This window comes from Sphingomonas sp. Root241 (genome assembly GCF_001428865.1).
Taxonomy (GTDB): Bacteria; Pseudomonadota; Alphaproteobacteria; order Sphingomonadales; family Sphingomonadaceae; genus Sphingomonas.
Window position 1 is genome coordinate 137,938 of the sequence record NZ_LMIV01000001.1, and the last position, 17,541, is coordinate 155,478.

Genomic DNA, 17,541 nt, shown 5'->3' on the forward strand with positions numbered 1-17,541 from the left:
GGATGACGGTCAGGTCTTCGGCGTCGCGCGCTCGGCGATATAGGCGGTCACTGCCTCGAACGTGGCGGGAAGCACGTCGTAGCGCTCCTGCCGCTCGTGGAGATCGCCGACCCGCGCCGGGACCGGGGGGCGCAGCCCGGTCGCGCGCTCGACGGCTTCGGCGAACTTCGCGGGGTGCGCGGTAGCTAGCGTCACTACGGGCACCTCGGCCGGCAAGTCGGCGCGGCGCGCGGCGGCGAGGCCGATCGCGCTGTGCGGATCGAGCACTTCGCCGGCCTCTGCATGCGCCCAGCGCATCGCCTCGTTCATGGCACTCGAGTCGATCCGGTCGCTGGCGAACAGCGACGCAGCGCCTTCGCGCTGCGCATTGGTGAGCCGCATCGCGCGCTCGGCCTCGAACCCGCGCATCTGATCGGCGATCGGACCGCCGGCGAGATCGGACAGCAGCCGCTCGAAGTTCGAGCTGACCTGGATGTCCATCGACGGGGCGGCGGTGGGGGTCACGGTGCCGGTCGAATAGTCGCCCGACGAAAGCGCGCGGTGGAGGATGTCGTTGACGTTGGTCGCGACGATCAGCTTCGCGACCGGCAGGCCCATCTTCGCCGCGACATAGCCGGCGAACACGTCGCCGAAATTGCCGGTGGGCACCGCGAAGGCGATCGGCTTGTCGGGCGCGCCCAGGCGGACCGCGGCGTAGAAATAATAGACCACCTGCGCCATCAGCCGCGCCCAGTTGATCGAATTGACTGCGGTCACCTGGAAGCGGCCGGCGAAGTCCGCGTCGTTGAACATCGCCTTCACCAGCGCCTGGGCGTCGTCGAAGCTGCCTTCGATCGCGATATTGTGGACGTTGGGGGCGAGAACCGTCGTCATCTGGCGGCGCTGTACTTCGGAGACGCGGCCCTTGGGGTGGAGCATGAAGATGTCGATGCCCGCGCGCCCGGCGACCGCGTCAATCGCGGCGCTGCCGGTATCGCCCGAAGTCGCGCCGACGATGGTGAGGTGATCGGTGCCCGCGAGGAATTTCTCGAACAGCAGCCCGAGCAGCTGGAGCGCCACGTCCTTGAAGGCGAGGGTGGGGCCGTGGAACAGCTCGAGAAGCCAATGCTGGTGGTCGAGCTGGACGAGCGGGGTCACTGCGGCATGCGAGAAGCGGCCATAGGCCTGGGTGCAGAGCGCGCGCAGCTCGTCTTCGGACAAATCCGGGCCGACGAAGGGCAGCATCACCCGCACCGCGGTCTCGACATAAGACAGGCCGGCAAGCTCGGCGATCTCGTCGCGGGTCAGGCTCGGCCAGGTTTCGGGGACGTAGAGCCCGCCGTCGCTGGCGAGGCCGGCGAGCGTGACGTCGCGAAAGCCGAGCAAGGGCGCGGCGCCTCGGGTGCTTTGATAGCGCATGGGCGCGGGGTTAGCGGTGCGGGCGCTGGCTCACAAGATAGGCAATGTTTACTCGTGTTCGTCACCCCGGCGAAGGCCGGGGCCCAGAGTTTCAGGCGATGGCCTCTCTGGCTCTGGGCCCCGGCCTTCGCCGGGGTGACGGCTATTGTGGTGGAGGGCCCTTCCGCCCGCGCCAGCGCAGCGCGAGGACGTAGATCACCGTCGCCACCAGCGCGAACAGGAACCATTGGACGCCGTAAGCGAGATGGTTGTTCGGCACCGATGACAGGTCCGGCGTGCCGTTGGGGGCGAGGCTCGGGGCTGGGGTGTCCGCGACCAGCAGCAGCCCTTTGGGCGTGCGATCGAACAGTGCGCCGAGCATCGAGCGGCCGTCGGGCGCGTGGCTGATCGTGCCGCGGACCTCGCCGCCCTTCCAGACGGGCTTTGCCATCGGATCGCGCGTGGTGCCGAGCTGGACGAGCATGCCGGGCCCTTCGCCGCCGCCGGTGCGGCATTCGACGATGAAGCGGAAGCCGGCATTGCCCGCGCCGGTCAGCTTGCCCGACACGGGCTCGACGCAAAAACCGTGCGCCCGGCGGAACAGCAATTTGTCGTCGGGGAGGCGTGGAAAGGCGATCTCGGGCAGCGCCGGATTGGCGGCAAGCTGGGCGAGCGCGGCCTCCTTCTGCGGCTTGCGGATCAGGAGCTGCCACAAGCCCAGGCCGATCATCGCCGCTACCGCCAGCGCGACGATCGCCGTGGGGATCAGGGGAATGCGCCGGGTCATGGGTCCTTCGCGATCCGGCCCTCGCCGGCGCGGTTGCGATATTCGAGCGCGAGCAGCCAGCCCTTGCCGATGCGCAGGAACCCCACCGTGAGCGCCGCCGTCAGCGGCACCCAGAGCAGGATGTGGATCAGCAGGCCCGGCTCGAACGTGAACTCGACCCAGAGTGCCAATGCAGTGATCAGCGCGCCGATGCCGAGCGTCAGGAACACCACCGGCCCGTCGCCGACATTGAACTGGCGGAAATCGAGCCCGCAGCCCGAGCAGCGATCGGCGAAGGCGACGAAGTTGCGGAACAAGGTCTTGGCGCCGCAGCGCGGACAGCAGCCATGGAGCCCCGAATCGAAAGCGGGACGCTCGCTCACGCCGTGCCGACGCACCATGGATCGGGCTGCATGTCGGTGGGCAGGCCGGCCTCGCCCGGCGCCGGGAAGCGGGCCTTGAACGTGAAGGCCTGCGCGCTCGGCCCGAAGCGATCGAGCAGCCACAGCCTGGAGAGGCCCTCGGCCACGGTGGGAATATGCCCCGCCTCGATCCACCACAATGCCTGATAGGCGCCGTCGAAAGGCGCGAACCACTGGCGGCGCTGCGCCATCACCGGCGTGTGCGCGCTGCGATAGACGAAGGCGAACAGCGCGTCGGCGTCCTCCCACACGCTCATATTGGGGATGAGCAGCGGGTCCGGCGTCGCCTGGATATCGGTGGCGTTGTTGCCTTCGCCCTTCAATCGCCAGACGAAGCCCGGGCTCGCCTCGGCGAGCGCATTGACGCGGTCGAGCGCGGCGAAGAAGCCGGCGACCTGCGGGTCATCGGCCGGCGCCACCAGCCGGCCGATATTGATCTGCGCGAGATGCCAGCGGCGCATGTCCGCTTGTCAGCCCCCGTGGACGGGTGCGCCCCAGCCGCCCCAGACATAGATCGAGGCGAAGAGGAACAGCCACACCACGTCGACGAAGTGCCAGTACCAGGCGGCGGCCTCGAAGCCGAAATGCTGCCGCGGGGTGAAGTGGCCCTTGTAGACGCGCACGAGGTTCACGGTCAGGAAGATCGTGCCGACAAGCACGTGGAAGCCGTGGAAGCCGGTCGCCATGAAGAAGGCGCCGCCATAGCTCGATCCGCCCTCGCTCGCGCCCTTGAAGGGGAACGGCGCGTGGACATACTCATATGCCTGCACGCAGCTGAAGATCAGGCCGAGGATGATCGTCAGCCACAGGCCCTTCTTGACGCCGTCATTCTCGCCGACGCCGAGCAGGCCCCACAGGCCCTTCAGTTCGCCGCCGCGCTGATTGTGGAGCAATGCGTGGTGCGCCCAGGTGACGGTGCAGCCCGAGCAGAGCAGGATCAGCGTGTTGAGCAGCGGGAATTCCCACGCATTCAGCACTTCCATGCCCTTGGGCGGCCACTGCCCGCCGACCGCCTCGACCGTCGAGGGGAAGAGCGCGAAATCGAACCAGGCCCAGAACCAGCCGACGAAGAACATCACTTCGGAGGCGATGAACAGGATCATGCCGTAGCGCAGGTGAAGCTGGACGATCGGCGTGTGATCGCCCTGATGCGCTTCCTTGATCACGTCCGACCACCAGCCGAAGAAGGTGATCAGGATGCCCGCGACGCCGGCGAAGAACACGAGGTTCGCGCTCGGCATGCTGTGCATCCACATGATGCCGCCCGATGCGAGCACCAGCGCCGCCATCGCGCCGAAGAGCGGCCAGATGCTGGGCGGAAGGATGTGGTATTGATGGTTCTTGGCACCGGCCATCGGCTCGTCCCTGTTCCTTGGTTTGCGGCGTCTCTAGCTTGCGGCTTTACCGGAATCCACCGGGTAAAATGTATAGGAGAGCGTGATCTCCTGAATGTCCTTCGCGTCGGGATCGTTCTGGATCGCCGGATCGACGTAGAAGATCACCGGCATGCGGACTTCCTCACCCGGCTGGAGCGTCTGCTGGGTGAAGCAGAAGCACTGGATCTTGGTGAAATATTTGCCCGCCGCGGCGGGGGTGACGTTGAAGGTCGCGGTGCCGGTCACGGGCTTGTCCGAAAGGTTCTTCGCCTTGAAGAACGCCATGTCGCGGCCGCCGATGTCGATCGTGTCGGCGCGGCGTTCCGGCTCGAACGTCCACGGCAATTTGCTGCTGACGTTGCTGTCGAACGCCACGGTCACTTTCTGGCCGGTGGTGCCCGGTGCGCGCAGGCCACGCTGGGTGGTGCCGTTGAGCCCGGTCACTTCGCAGAACATCCGGTAGAGCGGGACGCTCGCGAAGCCGACCCCGGTCATCGTGCAGACGCCGAGCCCGGCGAGCAACGCAGTGCGCAGGTTGCGGGTCACGGGCCATAGCCTTGCGTGATCTTCACGATCGAGATCGCGAAGACGAGGACGACGAACACCGCGAGCAGCACGCCCATGATCCGCGCGCGCGAGCGCTGGCGGGCGCGGATCAGGTTGGTCTGGTCGATATCGCTCATGCAAACCACCTATCGGCGACCAATGCGCCGAACATCAGGAAAAGATACAGAATCGAGTATTTGAACAGCCGCTTCTCGGGCGCCATCGTGTCGTCGGGCCCCGAGTTGCGGAAGGTCACCTGCGCGACGAGGCCGAGGAAGATCGCATTGAGCAGAACCGCCGACCAGCCATAGAGCGCGCCGGTGAGGCCCAGCGGCCAGGGCGCGATCGCCGCGGCGACCATCGGCAGCGTGTAGAGCCCGATCTGGGTGCGCGTGCTGCGCTCGCCCGCCACCACCGGCAGCATCGGCACGCCGGCATTGGCGTAATCGGTCTTCACGAACAAAGCGAGCGCCCAGAAATGCGGCGGGGTCCACAGGAAGATCAGCGCGAAGAGCAAAGCGGGGAGGAGGGCGACGTTCCCCGTCGCCGCGGCCCAGCCGATCAGCGGCGGAAAGGCGCCCGCGGCGCCGCCGATGACGATGTTCTGCGGCGTCCGGCGCTTGAGCCAGATCGTGTAGACGAAGACGTAGAACAGGATCGAGACGGCGAGGATCACCGTCGCGGCCAGGTTGATCGCGAAATACATCAGCACGAGGCTGAAACAGGCGAGGCCCACGCCGAAATGCAGCGCCGACTGGCGGTCCATCCGCCCGGCGGGCAGTGGCCGGCCCTTGGTACGCCGCATCTTGGCATCGAGATCGGCTTCGTACCATTGGTTGAGCGCGCCGGCCGCGCCTGCGCCCAATGCGATGCACAGGATCGCCGTGAAGCCGAGGATCGGGTGGATCGGCACGGGTGCCGCGAGCATCCCGCACAATCCGGTGAACACGACGAGCGTCATCACCCGCGGCTTGGTGAGCGCAAGGAAATCGCGCCAGTCGGCGGGAAGGGCGATGGGGGCGGCGGTGGTGGTCATGACTCGCGAGGCGCTATAAGCCCCGGTTGCGCAAGGGGAAAGGCCCGCGATCTAGGCGCCGGGCTTCGCCAGCATGACCTTCGCGATTCCCCGGGCGATTTCGCGCGGTTCGGCGCCGCCATTGTTGGTCAGCACGATGATCGCCAGCTTCGCCTCGGGATAGCGCGCATAATAGGAACGAAAGCCGGGCAGGCTGCCGCCATGGCCGATCTCGGCATGCCCCTCGACCGATTCGAGCCGCCAGCCGAAACCATAAGGGGCGGTTTCACCGCTGGAGAGCTTCGCCGGAGTCCACATCGCCGCGCGCGGTGCGCCGCCGGTGAGGCCGCCTCGCGCCAGTACGGCTTCCCATTTGGCGAGATCGGCCGCTGTCGATGTGAAGGCGCCGCTCGGGCGAAGCGCCAGATAGGATTGCGCGTTCAGGAGGCGCCCCTCCTCCCAGGAATAGCCGCGCGCACGATGCGGGATCAGATCGGTCAGGCTGGTCGGCCGCGTCGCGTTCATGCCAAGCGGCCCAAAGACGCGCTCGGCGAAGAAGGCGGGCCAGGGCTTGCCCGAGGCGCGGCTGATCACTTCGGCGAGGATGAAATAGCCGAGATTGCTATATTCGAATCGCGTGCCGGTAGGGGCGTTCAGCGGCACGCCATAGGCTGAGCGGATGATATCGATGTCGCTCTGTATCTTGCCGCCATCGAAGCCGGGCGCTTCGCGGATGAGCCCGGCGGTATGGCTGAGCAGATGGCGGATCGTGATCGCCGACCAGCTCGGCGGCGCATCGGGCAGATAAAGCGACACCGGCGCGTCGAGCGCGACCTTGCCGTCCTGGACCAGCAGCAGGATCCCCTCGGCGAGGAATTGTTTGCTCAGCGAGCCGATGTTGAACGCGGTATCGGCGCGGACGGGCAGATCCTGCTCGAGATCGGCGACGCCGAAGCCCGCCTGATGGATGATCTTGCCGTTACGCAGGATGGTGAGCGCGACGCCGGGGATGTGCTGTTTGCGCATCTCGTCGCGAACCACGCCATCGGCGGCAGTAAAGCCGGTCTCGCTGGCAGCGGCGGGAGCATCGCGTACCGCCGTTGCGCCGAGGGAGGGTGCGGCGATCGCGACCAGCGCGATGACCCGGCCGAGCAAGACGACGCGCATTCTGCATTCTCCCGCAATGGAATCGCATCACGAGCGTATCGTGCGTCCTTGTGCCTTACAAGGGCAATACAGTCGCGGCCGCCCAAACGAAAACGCCCCGGAATTTCCTCCGGGGCGCTTCGTCCTGCCTTTCGGCCGATGGTTTAGTGGTGCGCGTTGCCGTCGATCACCGGCAGCGTCTCGAACTGGTGGAACGGCGGCGGGCTGGACAGGGTCCATTCCAGCGTCGTCGCGCCTTCGCCCCACGGATTGGCTTCCGCCTTCTTGCCCGCGATCAGCGACCAGATGATGTTGACGAAGAAGATCGCCACACCGGCGGCCATGATCATGTAGCCATAGGTCGCGACCTGGTTCCAGTGCGCATAGGCGTCCGGATAGTCCGGGTAGCGGCGCGGCATGCCCTGCAGCCCGAGGAAGTGCATCGGGAAGAACATCACGTTCACGCCGATGAAGAACACCCAGAAGTGCAGCTGGCCGAGCAGTTCGCTGTACATCCGGCCCGAGATCTTCGGGAACCAGTAATAGAAGCCGGCGAACAGCGAGAACACCGCGCCGAGGCTGAGCACGTAGTGGAAGTGCGCCACCACGTAATAGGTGTCCTGCATGTAATCGTCGACGCCGCCATTGGCGAGCACCACGCCGGTCACGCCGCCGACGGTGAACATGAAGATGAAGCCGAGCGACCAGACCATGGGGGTCTTGAAGCTCAGCGAGCCGCCCCACATCGTCGCGATCCACGAGAAGATCTTCACGCCGGTGGGGACCGCGATCACCATCGTCGCCGCGGTGAAATACATCTTCACGGTCACCGAAAGCCCGGTGGTGAACATGTGGTGCGCCCAGACGACGAAGCCGACCAGGCCGATCGCGACCATGGCATAGGCCATGCCGAGATAGCCGAACACCGGCTTGCGGCTGAAGGTGGCGACGATCTGGCTGACCATGCCGAAGCCCGGCAGGATCATGATGTACACTTCGGGGTGGCCGAAGAACCAGAAGAGGTGCTGGTAGAGGATCGGATCGCCGCCATAAGCGGGATCGTAGAACGCCGTGCCGAAATTGCGGTCGGTCAGCAGCATCGTGATCGCGGCAGCCAGCACCGGCAGCGCCAGCAGCAGCAGGAAGGCGGTGATCAGCACCGACCACACGAACAGCGGCATCTTGTGCAGGGTCATGCCCGGCGCGCGCATGTTGAAGATGGTGGTGATGAAGTTGATCGCGCCGAGGATCGAGCTGGCGCCCGCGAGGTGGAGCGACAGGATCGCCATGTCCACCGACGGCCCGGGCTCGCCATAGGTCGAGAGCGGGGCATAGACCGTCCAGCCGGTGCCCGCGCCGACGCCGACGAACGGCGAGGCGAGCAGCAGGGTGAATGCCGGGATCAGCAGCCAGAACGAGATGTTGTTCATGCGCGGGAACGCCATGTCCGGCGCGCCGATCATGATCGGCACGAACCAGTTGCCGAAGCCGCCGATCATCGCCGGCATGACCATGAAGAACACCATGATCAGGCCGTGCGCGGTGATCAGCACGTTCCAGAAGTGGAGCGCGTCGTCGAGGCTGTGGCCGCCGCCGTGCAGATAGGCGAGCCAGGTCGGCAGATACTGGATGCCCGGGTGCATCAGCTCGGCGCGCATCAGGCCCGATATGCCGCCGCCGATGATGCCGGCGACGATCGCGAAGATCAGATAGAGCGTGCCGATGTCCTTGTGGTTGGTGGACATGAACCAGCGGGCGAAGAAGCCCGGCTTGTGGTCGGCATCGTGATGGTCATGCGCATGATCGGCATGCGCGGCATAGGGAACGGCGGTGTCGGTCATGGTCTCAGTTGCCCGTCTGTCCGAGGCCCGCCGGGTTCTGCGTCGCGGGCTTGTTGGTGACCGCAGGAGCGGCGGTGGCGTTGGTGGTCGGGCCGGCATCCGTGGCCGTGCCGTTCGCGGTATCGTCGACGCTGTCGTTGCCCGCGGCGGTCGCGCTGGCCGGCGCGCCCTTCGGGACCGGCATCTTGCCGCCCTTCGATGCGACCCAGCGCGCGAACACTTCGGGGCTCACTGCCTCGACTGCGATCGGCATGTAGGCATGGCGCGCACCGCAGAGCTCCGAGCACTGGCCGAAATAGAGGCCCGGCTTCTCGATGATGAAGCTGGTCTCGTTGAGGCGGCCGGGAACCGCGTCGAGCTTGATCCAGAAGGCAGGGACCGCCCAGCTGTGGATCACGTCCTGCGCAGTGGTGATCAGGCGGATCGGCACGCCGACCGGCAGCACGACGCGCTGGTCGGTCGCGAGCAGGCGGGGCCCGTCCACATCGGTGCGGTAGCGCTGGCCGGCGGGGACTTCGGTCTGCTCCTTGAGCATGTTGGCGGTCAGCTTGATGTCGCCGTGATCGGGATATTCATAGCTCCAGAACCATTGGTTGCCGATCGCCTTGAGCGTCACCGCATTGTCCGGCGCGGGCTTGAACTGCGCGGCGAGCAGCTTGATCGAGGGGACGGCGATCGCGATCAGGATCAGCACCGGCAGCAGCGTCCAGACGATCTCGATCGCGGTGTTGTGGCTGGTGCGCGACGGCGTCGGGTTGGCGCCGCGGCGATAGCGGATGATCACCCAGATCAGCAGCGCGAGCACGAACAGCGAGATGACCGTGATCAGCGGCACGAGGATCACGTTATGGAACCAGTGCGCCTCGCGGCCATTGGGCGTGACCTGCTCCTGCAGGCCGTAGAGCGCATCCTGCGGCTGCCCGATCGTCGTCGAGGGTCCCAGCAGCGGCTTGCCCGACGCATCGAGTGTCGGATCGGCGACCGCGGGGGTCGCTGCCGCGACGGGTGCGGGCGTCGCCGCAGCGGCCGGGGCCGGAGCGGCGGTCGCCTCAGGCGCCGTAGCGTTTGCCGCGGGTGCGGCGGCGGGTTCCTGGGCATGGCCGGGCGCCCCAAGCGCCAGCCCCGCTGCCAGGACAATCGAAGTCAACCCAAGCATGCGCATCTTGTATATTCACCCTGTTCGCGTGGCTGCGCCGTAGGCGAGAGAAAAAAGGAAAGGAACCGAGTCAGGGGCCTATACCCCGCTCGACCCCTTTCTCAACCCTTTTTGCATGGCCGTTGCGGTGACGGGGTGCCCCCCTTAAGAGTTGCCGCCGCCTGGAGCTGAAGGAGTGCATGGTTTGACCCGAGACGAGATTCTGGAGGAGTTCCGCGCCGCGGACGCGCTGCTCGAGGGTCATTTCATCCTTTCCTCGGGGCTCAGAAGCTCGCGTTACCTCCAGTGCGCGCGGGTGCTGATGGATCCGAAGCGCGGGAGCCGGCTGGCCGAAGCACTCGCCGCGCAGATCCCCGCCGATCTTCGCGCGCAGATCACAGCGGTGGTGTCGCCTGCGATGGGCGGGGTCATCGCCGGGCACGAGATGGCGCGGTCGCTCGGCGTCGACGCGATGTTCGTCGAACGCCCCACCGGCACGTTCGAGCTGCGCCGTGGCTTTCGTCTCACGTCCGGCCAGAAAGTGCTGATGATGGAGGACGTCGTCACCACCGGCCTCTCGTCGCGCGAGGCGATCAGGGCGATCGAGGAGGCCGGCGGTCAGGTGATCGCGATGGCGTCGCTGGTCGATCGCTCGGGCGGCAATGCAGTTTTCGACGTGCCGTTCTTCTCGCTGCTCCAGCTCGACGTCCCCACCTACGAACCCGACGCGCTGCCGCCCGAGCTCGCCGCGATCCCGGCGGTCAAGCCCGGGAGCCGGGCGGCGGCATGACCGGCAAGCTGCGCCTCGGCCTCAACATCGATCACGTCGCGACCGTGCGGAACGCGCGCGGATCGGGCTATCCCGATCCGGTGCGTGCGGCCCTGCTCGCCGCCGAGGCAGGTGCCGACGGCATCACTGCGCATCTGCGCGAGGATCGCCGCCACATCACCGACGACGACATCGCCCGCCTCTCCGCCGAACTAAGCGTCCCGCTCAATCTCGAAATGGCAGCCACCGAAGAGATGCTCGCTATCGCGCTGCGCCATCGCCCGCACGCCGTCTGCATCGTCCCCGAAAAGCGCGAGGAGCGCACCACCGAAGGCGGGCTCGACGCCGCCGGCCAGCACAATCACCTCGCTCCGATGGTGGCGAAGCTGCGTGAGAACGGCAGCCGCGTCTCGCTGTTTATCGAGCCCGACGAGCGCCAGATCGACGCGGCGCTCCGCCTCGGCGCGCCGGTCGTCGAGCTTCATACCGGGCGTTACTGCGAACTGACCGAGGAAGAGCGCGCCGGCGAGCTGCGCCGCATCGCCGACGCCGCCGCCCTCGCCGCCAAGGCCGGGCTCGAGCCGCATGCGGGTCATGGCCTGACGTTCGACAATGTCGTCCCCATCGCCGCGATCCCTCAGGTGATGGAGCTCAACATCGGCCATTTCCTGATCGGCGAGGCGATCTTCGACGGGCTGGCGCCGGTGGTGCAGCGCATGCGCGCACTGATGGATTCGGCACGGTGATCCTTGGCCTCGGCTCCGACCTTTGCAATATCGAGCGGATCCAGTCCTCGCTCGATCGCTTCGGGACCCGCTTCGAGCAACGCGCCTTCACCGAAATCGAGCTGAAGAAGGCCGCGCGTCGCCCGCACAATTACGCCGCGACCTTGGCCAAGCGCTTCGCCGCCAAGGAGGCCTTTTCGAAAGCGGTCGGAACCGGGTTCAAGCAGGGCGTGTTCCTGAAGGACATCGGCGTCGTCAACGCGCCTTCGGGTGCGCCGACGCTGGCGTTGACCGGCGGGGCGAAGGCAAGGCTTGACGCCCTCACTCCCGACGGCCACGTCGCGAAGGTGCATCTCACCCTGACCGACGATCACCCCTGGGCCTACGCCATGGTGATGATCGAGGCGATCGCGGTCGGGAAGGACGATTGATGACCTTGGTCGCGGATGAGTTGGCGTTGACGCACGAAGAGGGTTTGCACGAGAACGCGGCCGAAACCCGCCGGGGCACCGATTGGTGGGCCGAATTGCGCGGCATATTCTGGTTGGTGCTGGCCGTGCTCGGCTTCCACAGCCTCGTCGCCAAACCCTTTTATATTCCGTCCGAGTCGATGATGCCGGGGCTGTTGGTGGGCGATCGGCTGGTCGTCACCAAATATCCCTATGGCTACAGCTTCGTCACGCCGACCTTCCATCTGCTGCCGTTCATGCCCGGCCGGCTGTTCGGCAGCCTGCCAAAGCGCGGCGACGTGGTGATCGTGACGCCGCCGGGCACCGAGACCGACTATATCAAGCGCGTGATCGGGCTGCCCGGCGACACGATCGCAGTGCGCGAAGGCGTGGTCTATCTGAACGGCAAGGCGGTCCCGCGCCGCGCCGCGGGCACGCGCGACATTCCGGTCGACGCCAACACCCGCTGCGACCCGGACCATTATCGCGACCGGCTGGTCCGCGGTGCCGACGGCAAATCCTATTGCCGCTTGCCGATCGTGCGCGAGACCTTGCCCAATGGCCGTTCCTACGACACGGTCGATCTCGGCTGGAGCCCGGGCGACAATTTCGCCGAGATCCGTGTGCCAAAGGATCGCGTGTTCCTGATGGGCGACAATCGCGACAACAGCGCCGACAGCCGCTTCACGATCGCGCAGAACGGACTGGGCGGGCCGGTGCCGTGGGAGAATATCGGCGGCCGCGCCGAGTTCATCACCTTCTCGCTGGACGGCAGCGCGAGCTGGAATCCCCTGAGCTGGCCGGCCTCGTTCCGTTCGGGGCGCGCCGGCACGTCGCTCCACCCGACACAGGAAGCCCAATGACCGCCGAATCTCCGCATAGCGAAGGTATCCGGGTCGTTCAGGAGCCCGGCCCCAACGAACTGCGCGATCCGATCGTGCGCGCCGAGCTGAAACGGGCTTCGGTATGGTTCGGGCTGGGCATCGGCGTCGCCTTGGTGGTGCTGCTGATCCAGCCGCTGCTGATCATCTTCGGCGGGCTCGTCGTCGCATCGATGCTGGACGGCGGCGTGCGGCTGCTCGGCCGCGTGCTGCCGATCCCGCGCGGGCTGCGACTGCTGATCGTCGTATTGTTCGTGCTCGGCTTCATCGGCAGCGTCTTCTATCTGACCGGGGTCCAGATCGCGCTGCAGGCCGAGCAGCTCCGCACCACATTGGAGGTCCAGGGCAACCGCGTCGTCGAGTGGATCTCGGGGCTGGGGTTGATGCCCGGACGTGCCGACATCACCAGCATGGCGCAGCAGGCGCTCGGATCGATCGGGCGGCTGACTTCGGCGGTGGGTTCGGTGCTCGGTGCCGGTGCGAGCCTGTTGATGGTGCTTTCGATCGGCCTGTTCGTCGCGATCGAGCCACGCATCTATGAGCGCGGGCTGCAATGGATGGTGCCCGTCGCCGCGCGCGACGATTTCTCGGTGACGATCGGCCGGATGGCGCGGATGCTGCGCGTGCTGCTCGCGGGCCGCCTGCTCGGCATGGTGTTCGAAGGCGTGGTGACGTGGATCCTGCTGTCGATCGCCGGCGTGCCGATGGCGCTGCTGCTGGGGATCATCACCGGCATCCTCGCCTTCATCCCCAATATCGGCGCGTTCGTCAGCGGCGTGCTGATGATCTCGGTGGGGTTCAGCGCGGGGACCGATACCGGCTTCTGGGCGATCGCAGTCTATTTCGGCGTGCAGACCTTCGACGGCTATGTACTGATCCCATTGGTCGCCAAGAAGACGGTCGACCTGCCGCCCGCGCTCACCCTTTCGGCACAGATCCTCGCCAGCACCCTGTTCGGCTTCATGGGGCTGGCGCTCGCCGATCCGATCGTCGCGATGATCAAGGTCGCGCTCGAAAGCGAGGCCGAGCGCGCCGCAAAGGCGCAGGACAGGGAGCCCCGCGGCTTCCATTGGCGCGTGCGCCACCGCGACACTGTCGCTGCTGCCGCAACCATCGCGGAATCGCCGGGGCAACCCCCCGTTATCTGAGCCACCCCGGGGAGATCCCATGCTGCTCCATGATTATTTCCGCTCATCCGCGGCCTTTCGCGTCCGGATCGCGCTTAATCTGAAGGGTATCGCGTATGAGAGGCGCGACGTGATGCTGCTCGAGAACCAGCAGCGCAGCGCCGAGCATCTCGCGCTGAACCCGCAGGGTTTCGTTCCCGCGCTGGAGGTCGACGGCAAGGTGCTGACCCAGAGCCTTGCCATCATCGACTGGCTCGACACGCGCTACCCCGAACCGCGGCTGATTCCCGCCGATCCCGACGCGCGCGCCGCGGCGATGGCGCAGGCGCTGGTGATCGCCGCCGACACCCATCCCCTCAACAATCTGCGCGTGATGCGGCGGCTCAAGGCGATGGGCATCGAGGACGATGCGCGCGACGAATGGACGCGCCACTGGATCGCCGAAGGCTTCGCGGCGCTGGAGGCCATGGTGGGAGACGGCCCGTTCCTCGGCGGCGCCGCGCCCAATATAGCCGACGTGTTCCTGGTCCCCCAGATGTTCAATGCGCGCCGCTTCGGCACCCCGATCGACGCCTATCCCAAGCTGGTCCGCGCCGATGCGGCGGCACAGGAGATCGAGGCCTTCGCCGCCGCGCATCCGGACCGCGTGGCGCCCAGGTGAATCCAGCCACCCGTCACCCCCGCGAAAGCGGGGGCCCATCTCCGGCAGAGGCCACGCGCCGAAACGGCTGTTGTATCGGAGCCCAGTTCAGGAGATGGGCCCCCGCTTTCGCGGGGGTGACGTTGATGGGAGGATGGGCACTACCCGCGCTGGCGCAGACCGATCCCAACGAGATCCTGGTCACCGGCCGGGGACTGGATGCGCCGCCCGGCGAAGCTGCGTACGACATCGTCACCATCGAACGCGAACGGCTGACTTCCACCGCCAGCAACCGGCTCGAGGATGCGCTCCGCGACGCCGCCGGTGTCGCGCAATTCCGCCGCTCCGATTCGCGCTCGGCGCACCCGACCAGCCAGGGAGTGACGCTGCGCGGGCTCGGCGGCAATGCGTCGAGCCGGGCGCTGGTGATGCTCGACGGCGTGCCGCAGGCTGATCCGTTCGGCGGCTGGGTGGCGTTCCCCGCCTATCTGCCCGAACGGCTCGCGTCGGTCCGCATCACGCGCGGCGGGGGCAGTGGCTATGCCGGGCCGGGCGCGCTCGCCGGCACGATCGACCTGACCAGCGGATCGCCCGCCGATCTCGGCGCCCTCCAGCTTCGCGCAGCCTATGGCAGCCGCGACAGCGTCGACGCGACGGCATTGGCTTCCGCAACGCTCGGCACCGGCTTCGTCACGCTCGCCGGGCAATATGCCCGAGGCGACGGCTTCATCCCCGTGGTCGAGGAGGATCGCGGCCCCGCCGATCGCGCCGCGCCGTACGAGCAAGCCAGCCTCGCGCTGCGCAGCGTCTTCGATATCGGCAGCGCCGAACTCCAGGCCAATGTCTCGGGCTTCACCGATCGGCGCGACCGCGGAGTCGATTTTACCCGCGTCGCCAGCGACGGTGCCGATGCCAGCATCCGGCTGGTCAAGCGCGGCGATTGGGGATGGTCGGTGTTGGGCTATGTCCAGACCCGCCAGTTCGCGAGCGGCTTCGCCAGCGTCGACGATGCGCGCAACACGGCGACTGCTACGCTCGATCAATATAATGTCCCCGCCACCGGGGTCGGCGGGCGCATCGAGATCGCCCCCCCGATCGGCCACGGAATCACGCTCCGGCTGGGCAGCGATGTCCGGCATGTCTCGGGCCGGACGCAGGAGCTCTACACCTTCGTCTCCCGCGTGCCGACGCGCCGCCGGGTCGCCGGGGGCGAAAGCACCACGATCGGCGGCTTCGCCGATGCGAGCTACGAAGCGGGGGCGCTCACGCTCAATGCCGGCGGGCGGCTCGATCGCTGGACGATCACCAAGGGTTCGCTGGTCGAGCAGCCGCTCGCGGGCGGGGCCGCGCTGACCGACATGGCCTTCGCCGATCGCAGCGGAACCGAAGCGACTGGACGGGTCGGGGCAGCGTTCGCAGCTGGGCCCGTTACCTTGCGCGCGGCGGCTTATCGCGGCTGGCGACTACCCACGCTCAACGAACTGTACCGCCCGTTCCGCGTCGGCGCCGACGCCACTGCCGCCAATGCCGCGCTCGATCCCGAACGGCTGAGCGGTGCCGAGATCGGGATCGACTGGCGTCCGATCCCGCAATTGGCGCTGCGCGCCACCGGCTATTGGAATCGGCTCGACGATGCGATCGCCAATGTCACGCTCGCCAGGGGGCCGGGCACCTTTGCGGGAGTCGGCTTCGTCTCCGCAGCGGGCGTCTATCGCCAGCGCCAGAACCTCGACGCGGTCGAGGCGCGCGGGATCGAGCTGGACGGCAGGTTCGAGAGCGGGTCCTTCAGCCTCGGTGCGTCATATGCGTTCGTCGATGCACGCGTCCGCGCATCGGGCATCGCCGCTACGCTCGACGATCTTCGCCCGGCACAGACCGCTGCGCACCAGGCCTCGGCGACTCTTGCCTGGCATCGCGGTGATCTCGGGGCATCGCTCACGGCCCGCTATGCCTCGCCGCAATATGAGGACGACCAGAACAGCCGTGAGCTGGCCGACGCGCTCACCTTCGACGCGGTTGCCGCACTGCCGCTCACGCGGAACCTGAGCGTGGAGGGCCGCGCCGAGAACCTCGCAGATGCGCGAGTCGAGGCGGGGATCAGCGGACCCGGCGTGATCGAGCGGGCGACGCCGCGGACGCTTTGGCTGGGGCTACGCTACCGGCTGCGCTGAGCGACGAGCCGGTCGAACAGCGCCAGATAGTCGGTAATCGGATCGCCCGTCGCCGTCACCGGGATCGGCCGCACGCGGTCAGGATCGAGCAGCTGGTTCAGCGCCGCGACCAGCGCTTCGGGGTCCTCGCGGGGAATGACCATTCCGTGTTCGGGCAGAGTGATGATCTCGCGGACCGCGACGCTCGATTCGGTCGAGATCACCGGGGTGCCCACCGAAAGCGCCTCGCGAAGCACCCCGGGAACGCCTTCATAGTCCGAGGTGAGTACCGCCACGGTCGCTCCGGCGAGCGCGGGGAGGGGATCGCCGGCGTGGCCGGGCATCGAGACCCGCGCAGTGAGCCCGAGCGCCGCCACCTGCGCCTCCAGTGCCGCCCGCGCGCCGCCTTCGCCGAGGATCAGGAGCTTCACCTGCTTGTCGGCGATATGGGGAAGCGCGGCGATCAGGCGGTCCCAGCGCTTCTGGGGCTCGAGCCGGCCGACCCCTACGATGTAGCGGCCGTCAGGCAGCTTCACCGGTGCGGCATCGGGGCGCGGCAGGGCAGGCGGGTTGGCGATGACGCTCACCCGATCGGCCGGCATCCCCATCTCGGCCCTCGCCTCCGCCGCCATCGCCGGGGTCATCGCCACGACATGGTCGAGGAAGCGCGGGTGGAGCCGCAGCCAGCGCCGATAGGCCCAGGCAGCGAAGCGGCCCTGCTCGGGCCGGACCAGCGCGTTCGACACCTTGGCGACGATCGGCGGCGATGCGCGGCCGAGGCGCAGCCGGGCCATCGCCGCGACCGCGCTATAGTGATTTCCCGGGCAGAAGATCAGGTCCGGTGCCGTCGCGCGGACATGCTCGCCGAGTGCGAACAGCGCCGAATAGCGCGCATCGCCGAGCCGGATCAGCTCGATGCGCATGGGAATCTCTGCGGCCAGCGGACCCTCGTCGCTGCCGAGGACCAAAGTCACTCGCCGGCCCTCGCCAAGCCACCCTTCGGCCATGCGCAGCAATGCGCGTTCGACCCCGCCGCCGCGCATGCTTTGGGCGCAGGTGAGGATGTGCTGGGCAGTTTCGGAATAGGTGCGGTGCAACATATGCCCTTGCGGATTGCCACTCTTAGGCCCAAATCGCCCCCGCAATAAACCGCAATCTGCTGTCAATCCGCCATCT

The 17,541-nt window shown here is 67.3% G+C and carries 19 protein-coding genes; 7 read left to right on the forward strand and 12 right to left on the reverse strand.

Annotated features, from left to right (window positions below):
• Window positions 1-9 precede the first annotated feature (9 nt).
• The 11 genes from thrC to coxB all read right to left on the reverse strand — a co-directional run bounded on the left by thrC (window position 10) and on the right by coxB (window position 9,645).
• Entirely contained in the window at window positions 10-1,398 is a 1,389-nt protein-coding gene (gene thrC / locus ASE13_RS00685) for a threonine synthase (RefSeq protein WP_056610189.1), read from the reverse strand.
• A 142-nt stretch (window positions 1,399-1,540) separates the two neighbouring features.
• Window positions 1,541-2,164 (reverse strand): SURF1 family cytochrome oxidase biogenesis protein, encoded by a 624-nt coding sequence (locus ASE13_RS00690; protein ID WP_056610192.1) that lies wholly within the window; start codon window positions 2,162-2,164, stop codon window positions 1,541-1,543.
• Window positions 2,161-2,544, reverse strand: coding sequence for a DUF983 domain-containing protein (locus ASE13_RS00695; protein ID WP_056610195.1), 384 nt, complete (start codon window positions 2,542-2,544; stop codon window positions 2,161-2,163). Before ASE13_RS00695 ends, ASE13_RS00690 begins: the two co-directional genes overlap by 4 nt.
• Window positions 2,523-3,026 (reverse strand): DUF3291 domain-containing protein, encoded by a 504-nt coding sequence (locus ASE13_RS00700; RefSeq protein ID WP_056610198.1) that lies wholly within the window; start codon window positions 3,024-3,026, stop codon window positions 2,523-2,525. The genes ASE13_RS00695 and ASE13_RS00700 overlap by 22 nt, the downstream gene beginning before the upstream one ends.
• Before the next feature lie 9 nt (window positions 3,027-3,035).
• A complete protein-coding gene (locus tag ASE13_RS00705; RefSeq protein ID WP_056610200.1) occupies window positions 3,036-3,920 on the reverse strand; it encodes a cytochrome c oxidase subunit 3 in 885 nt (294 codons plus the stop codon).
• Between the two features lie 33 nt (window positions 3,921-3,953).
• Window positions 3,954-4,487, reverse strand: a complete 534-nt coding sequence (locus ASE13_RS00710) for a cytochrome c oxidase assembly protein (RefSeq protein WP_056610202.1) — start codon at window positions 4,485-4,487, stop codon at window positions 3,954-3,956.
• Window positions 4,484-4,624: a hypothetical protein gene (locus tag ASE13_RS20105; protein WP_197021395.1), complete on the reverse strand. Its 141-nt coding sequence runs from the start codon at window positions 4,622-4,624 to the stop codon at window positions 4,484-4,486. The genes ASE13_RS00710 and ASE13_RS20105 overlap by 4 nt, the downstream gene beginning before the upstream one ends.
• Window positions 4,621-5,523, reverse strand: a complete 903-nt coding sequence (locus tag ASE13_RS00715) for a heme o synthase (protein WP_056610205.1) — start codon at window positions 5,521-5,523, stop codon at window positions 4,621-4,623. Before ASE13_RS00715 ends, ASE13_RS20105 begins: the two co-directional genes overlap by 4 nt.
• Window positions 5,524-5,574: 51 nt before the next feature.
• The gene (locus ASE13_RS00720) at window positions 5,575-6,669 is read right to left on the reverse strand and encodes a serine hydrolase domain-containing protein (protein ID WP_056610207.1); all 1,095 of its coding nucleotides are present in this window, start codon (window positions 6,667-6,669) and stop codon (window positions 5,575-5,577) included.
• Between the two features lie 143 nt (window positions 6,670-6,812).
• The gene (gene ctaD / locus ASE13_RS00725; protein WP_056610208.1) at window positions 6,813-8,489 is read right to left on the reverse strand and encodes a cytochrome c oxidase subunit I; all 1,677 of its coding nucleotides are present in this window, start codon (window positions 8,487-8,489) and stop codon (window positions 6,813-6,815) included.
• 4 nt (window positions 8,490-8,493) lie between these two features.
• Window positions 8,494-9,645: a cytochrome c oxidase subunit II gene (gene coxB, locus ASE13_RS00730; protein WP_235536789.1), complete on the reverse strand. Its 1,152-nt coding sequence runs from the start codon at window positions 9,643-9,645 to the stop codon at window positions 8,494-8,496.
• A 184-nt stretch (window positions 9,646-9,829) separates the two neighbouring features.
• Here coxB and pyrE point away from each other — a divergent pair, with 184 nt between their 5' ends.
• The 7 genes from pyrE to ASE13_RS00765 all read left to right on the forward strand — a co-directional run bounded on the left by pyrE (window position 9,830) and on the right by ASE13_RS00765 (window position 16,386).
• A complete protein-coding gene (gene pyrE, locus ASE13_RS00735) occupies window positions 9,830-10,414 on the forward strand; it encodes an orotate phosphoribosyltransferase (RefSeq protein ID WP_056610212.1) in 585 nt (194 codons plus the stop codon).
• On the forward strand, window positions 10,411-11,139 hold the full coding sequence (locus ASE13_RS00740; RefSeq protein WP_056610214.1) for a pyridoxine 5'-phosphate synthase: 729 nt from the start codon (window positions 10,411-10,413) through the stop codon (window positions 11,137-11,139). Before pyrE ends, ASE13_RS00740 begins: the two co-directional genes overlap by 4 nt.
• Window positions 11,136-11,549 (forward strand): holo-ACP synthase, encoded by a 414-nt coding sequence (gene acpS, locus ASE13_RS00745; RefSeq protein ID WP_056610216.1) that lies wholly within the window; start codon window positions 11,136-11,138, stop codon window positions 11,547-11,549. Before ASE13_RS00740 ends, acpS begins: the two co-directional genes overlap by 4 nt.
• A complete protein-coding gene (gene lepB / locus ASE13_RS00750) occupies window positions 11,549-12,430 on the forward strand; it encodes a signal peptidase I (RefSeq protein WP_082596307.1) in 882 nt (293 codons plus the stop codon). The genes acpS and lepB overlap by 1 nt, the downstream gene beginning before the upstream one ends.
• Window positions 12,427-13,596 (forward strand): AI-2E family transporter, encoded by a 1,170-nt coding sequence (locus ASE13_RS00755; protein WP_082596308.1) that lies wholly within the window; start codon window positions 12,427-12,429, stop codon window positions 13,594-13,596. Before lepB ends, ASE13_RS00755 begins: the two co-directional genes overlap by 4 nt.
• 19 nt (window positions 13,597-13,615) lie before the next feature.
• Complete coding sequence (gene maiA / locus ASE13_RS00760; RefSeq protein WP_056610218.1) at window positions 13,616-14,236, forward strand: maleylacetoacetate isomerase; 621 nt, start codon at window positions 13,616-13,618, stop codon at window positions 14,234-14,236.
• A gap of 125 nt (window positions 14,237-14,361) precedes the next feature.
• A complete protein-coding gene (locus tag ASE13_RS00765) occupies window positions 14,362-16,386 on the forward strand; it encodes a TonB-dependent receptor (protein WP_056610221.1) in 2,025 nt (674 codons plus the stop codon).
• Here ASE13_RS00765 and ASE13_RS00770 read toward each other — a convergent pair.
• Complete coding sequence (locus tag ASE13_RS00770; RefSeq protein ID WP_235536790.1) at window positions 16,371-17,462, reverse strand: glycosyltransferase; 1,092 nt, start codon at window positions 17,460-17,462, stop codon at window positions 16,371-16,373. The two genes, ASE13_RS00765 and ASE13_RS00770, sit on opposite strands and share 16 nt — an antisense overlap.
• Window positions 17,463-17,541 lie beyond the last annotated feature (79 nt).

Bases quoted from the DNA above. Each gene is read 5' to 3' on its own strand.
- thrC (WP_056610189.1), bottom strand. From the start codon at position 1,398: ATGCGCTATCAAAGCACCCGAGGCGCCGCGCCCTTGCTCGGCTTTCGC.
- ASE13_RS00690 (WP_056610192.1), bottom strand. From the start codon at position 2,164: ATGACCCGGCGCATTCCCCTGATCCCCACGGCGATCGTCGCGCTGGCG.
- ASE13_RS00695 (WP_056610195.1), bottom strand. From the start codon at position 2,544: ATGGTGCGTCGGCACGGCGTGAGCGAGCGTCCCGCTTTCGATTCGGGG.
- ASE13_RS00700 (WP_056610198.1), bottom strand. From the start codon at position 3,026: ATGCGCCGCTGGCATCTCGCGCAGATCAATATCGGCCGGCTGGTGGCG.
- ASE13_RS00705 (WP_056610200.1), bottom strand. From the start codon at position 3,920: ATGGCCGGTGCCAAGAACCATCAATACCACATCCTTCCGCCCAGCATC.
- ASE13_RS20105 (WP_197021395.1), bottom strand. From the start codon at position 4,624: ATGAGCGATATCGACCAGACCAACCTGATCCGCGCCCGCCAGCGCTCG.
- ASE13_RS00715 (WP_056610205.1), bottom strand. From the start codon at position 5,523: ATGACCACCACCGCCGCCCCCATCGCCCTTCCCGCCGACTGGCGCGAT.
- ASE13_RS00720 (WP_056610207.1), bottom strand. From the start codon at position 6,669: ATGCGCGTCGTCTTGCTCGGCCGGGTCATCGCGCTGGTCGCGATCGCC.
- ctaD (WP_056610208.1), bottom strand. From the start codon at position 8,489: ATGACCGACACCGCCGTTCCCTATGCCGCGCATGCCGATCATGCGCAT.
- coxB (WP_235536789.1), bottom strand. From the start codon at position 9,645: ATGCTTGGGTTGACTTCGATTGTCCTGGCAGCGGGGCTGGCGCTTGGG.
- ASE13_RS00740 (WP_056610214.1), top strand. From the start codon at position 10,411: ATGACCGGCAAGCTGCGCCTCGGCCTCAACATCGATCACGTCGCGACC.
- lepB (WP_082596307.1), top strand. From the start codon at position 11,549: ATGACCTTGGTCGCGGATGAGTTGGCGTTGACGCACGAAGAGGGTTTG.
- ASE13_RS00755 (WP_082596308.1), top strand. From the start codon at position 12,427: ATGACCGCCGAATCTCCGCATAGCGAAGGTATCCGGGTCGTTCAGGAG.
- maiA (WP_056610218.1), top strand. From the start codon at position 13,616: ATGCTGCTCCATGATTATTTCCGCTCATCCGCGGCCTTTCGCGTCCGG.
- ASE13_RS00765 (WP_056610221.1), top strand. From the start codon at position 14,362: ATGGGAGGATGGGCACTACCCGCGCTGGCGCAGACCGATCCCAACGAG.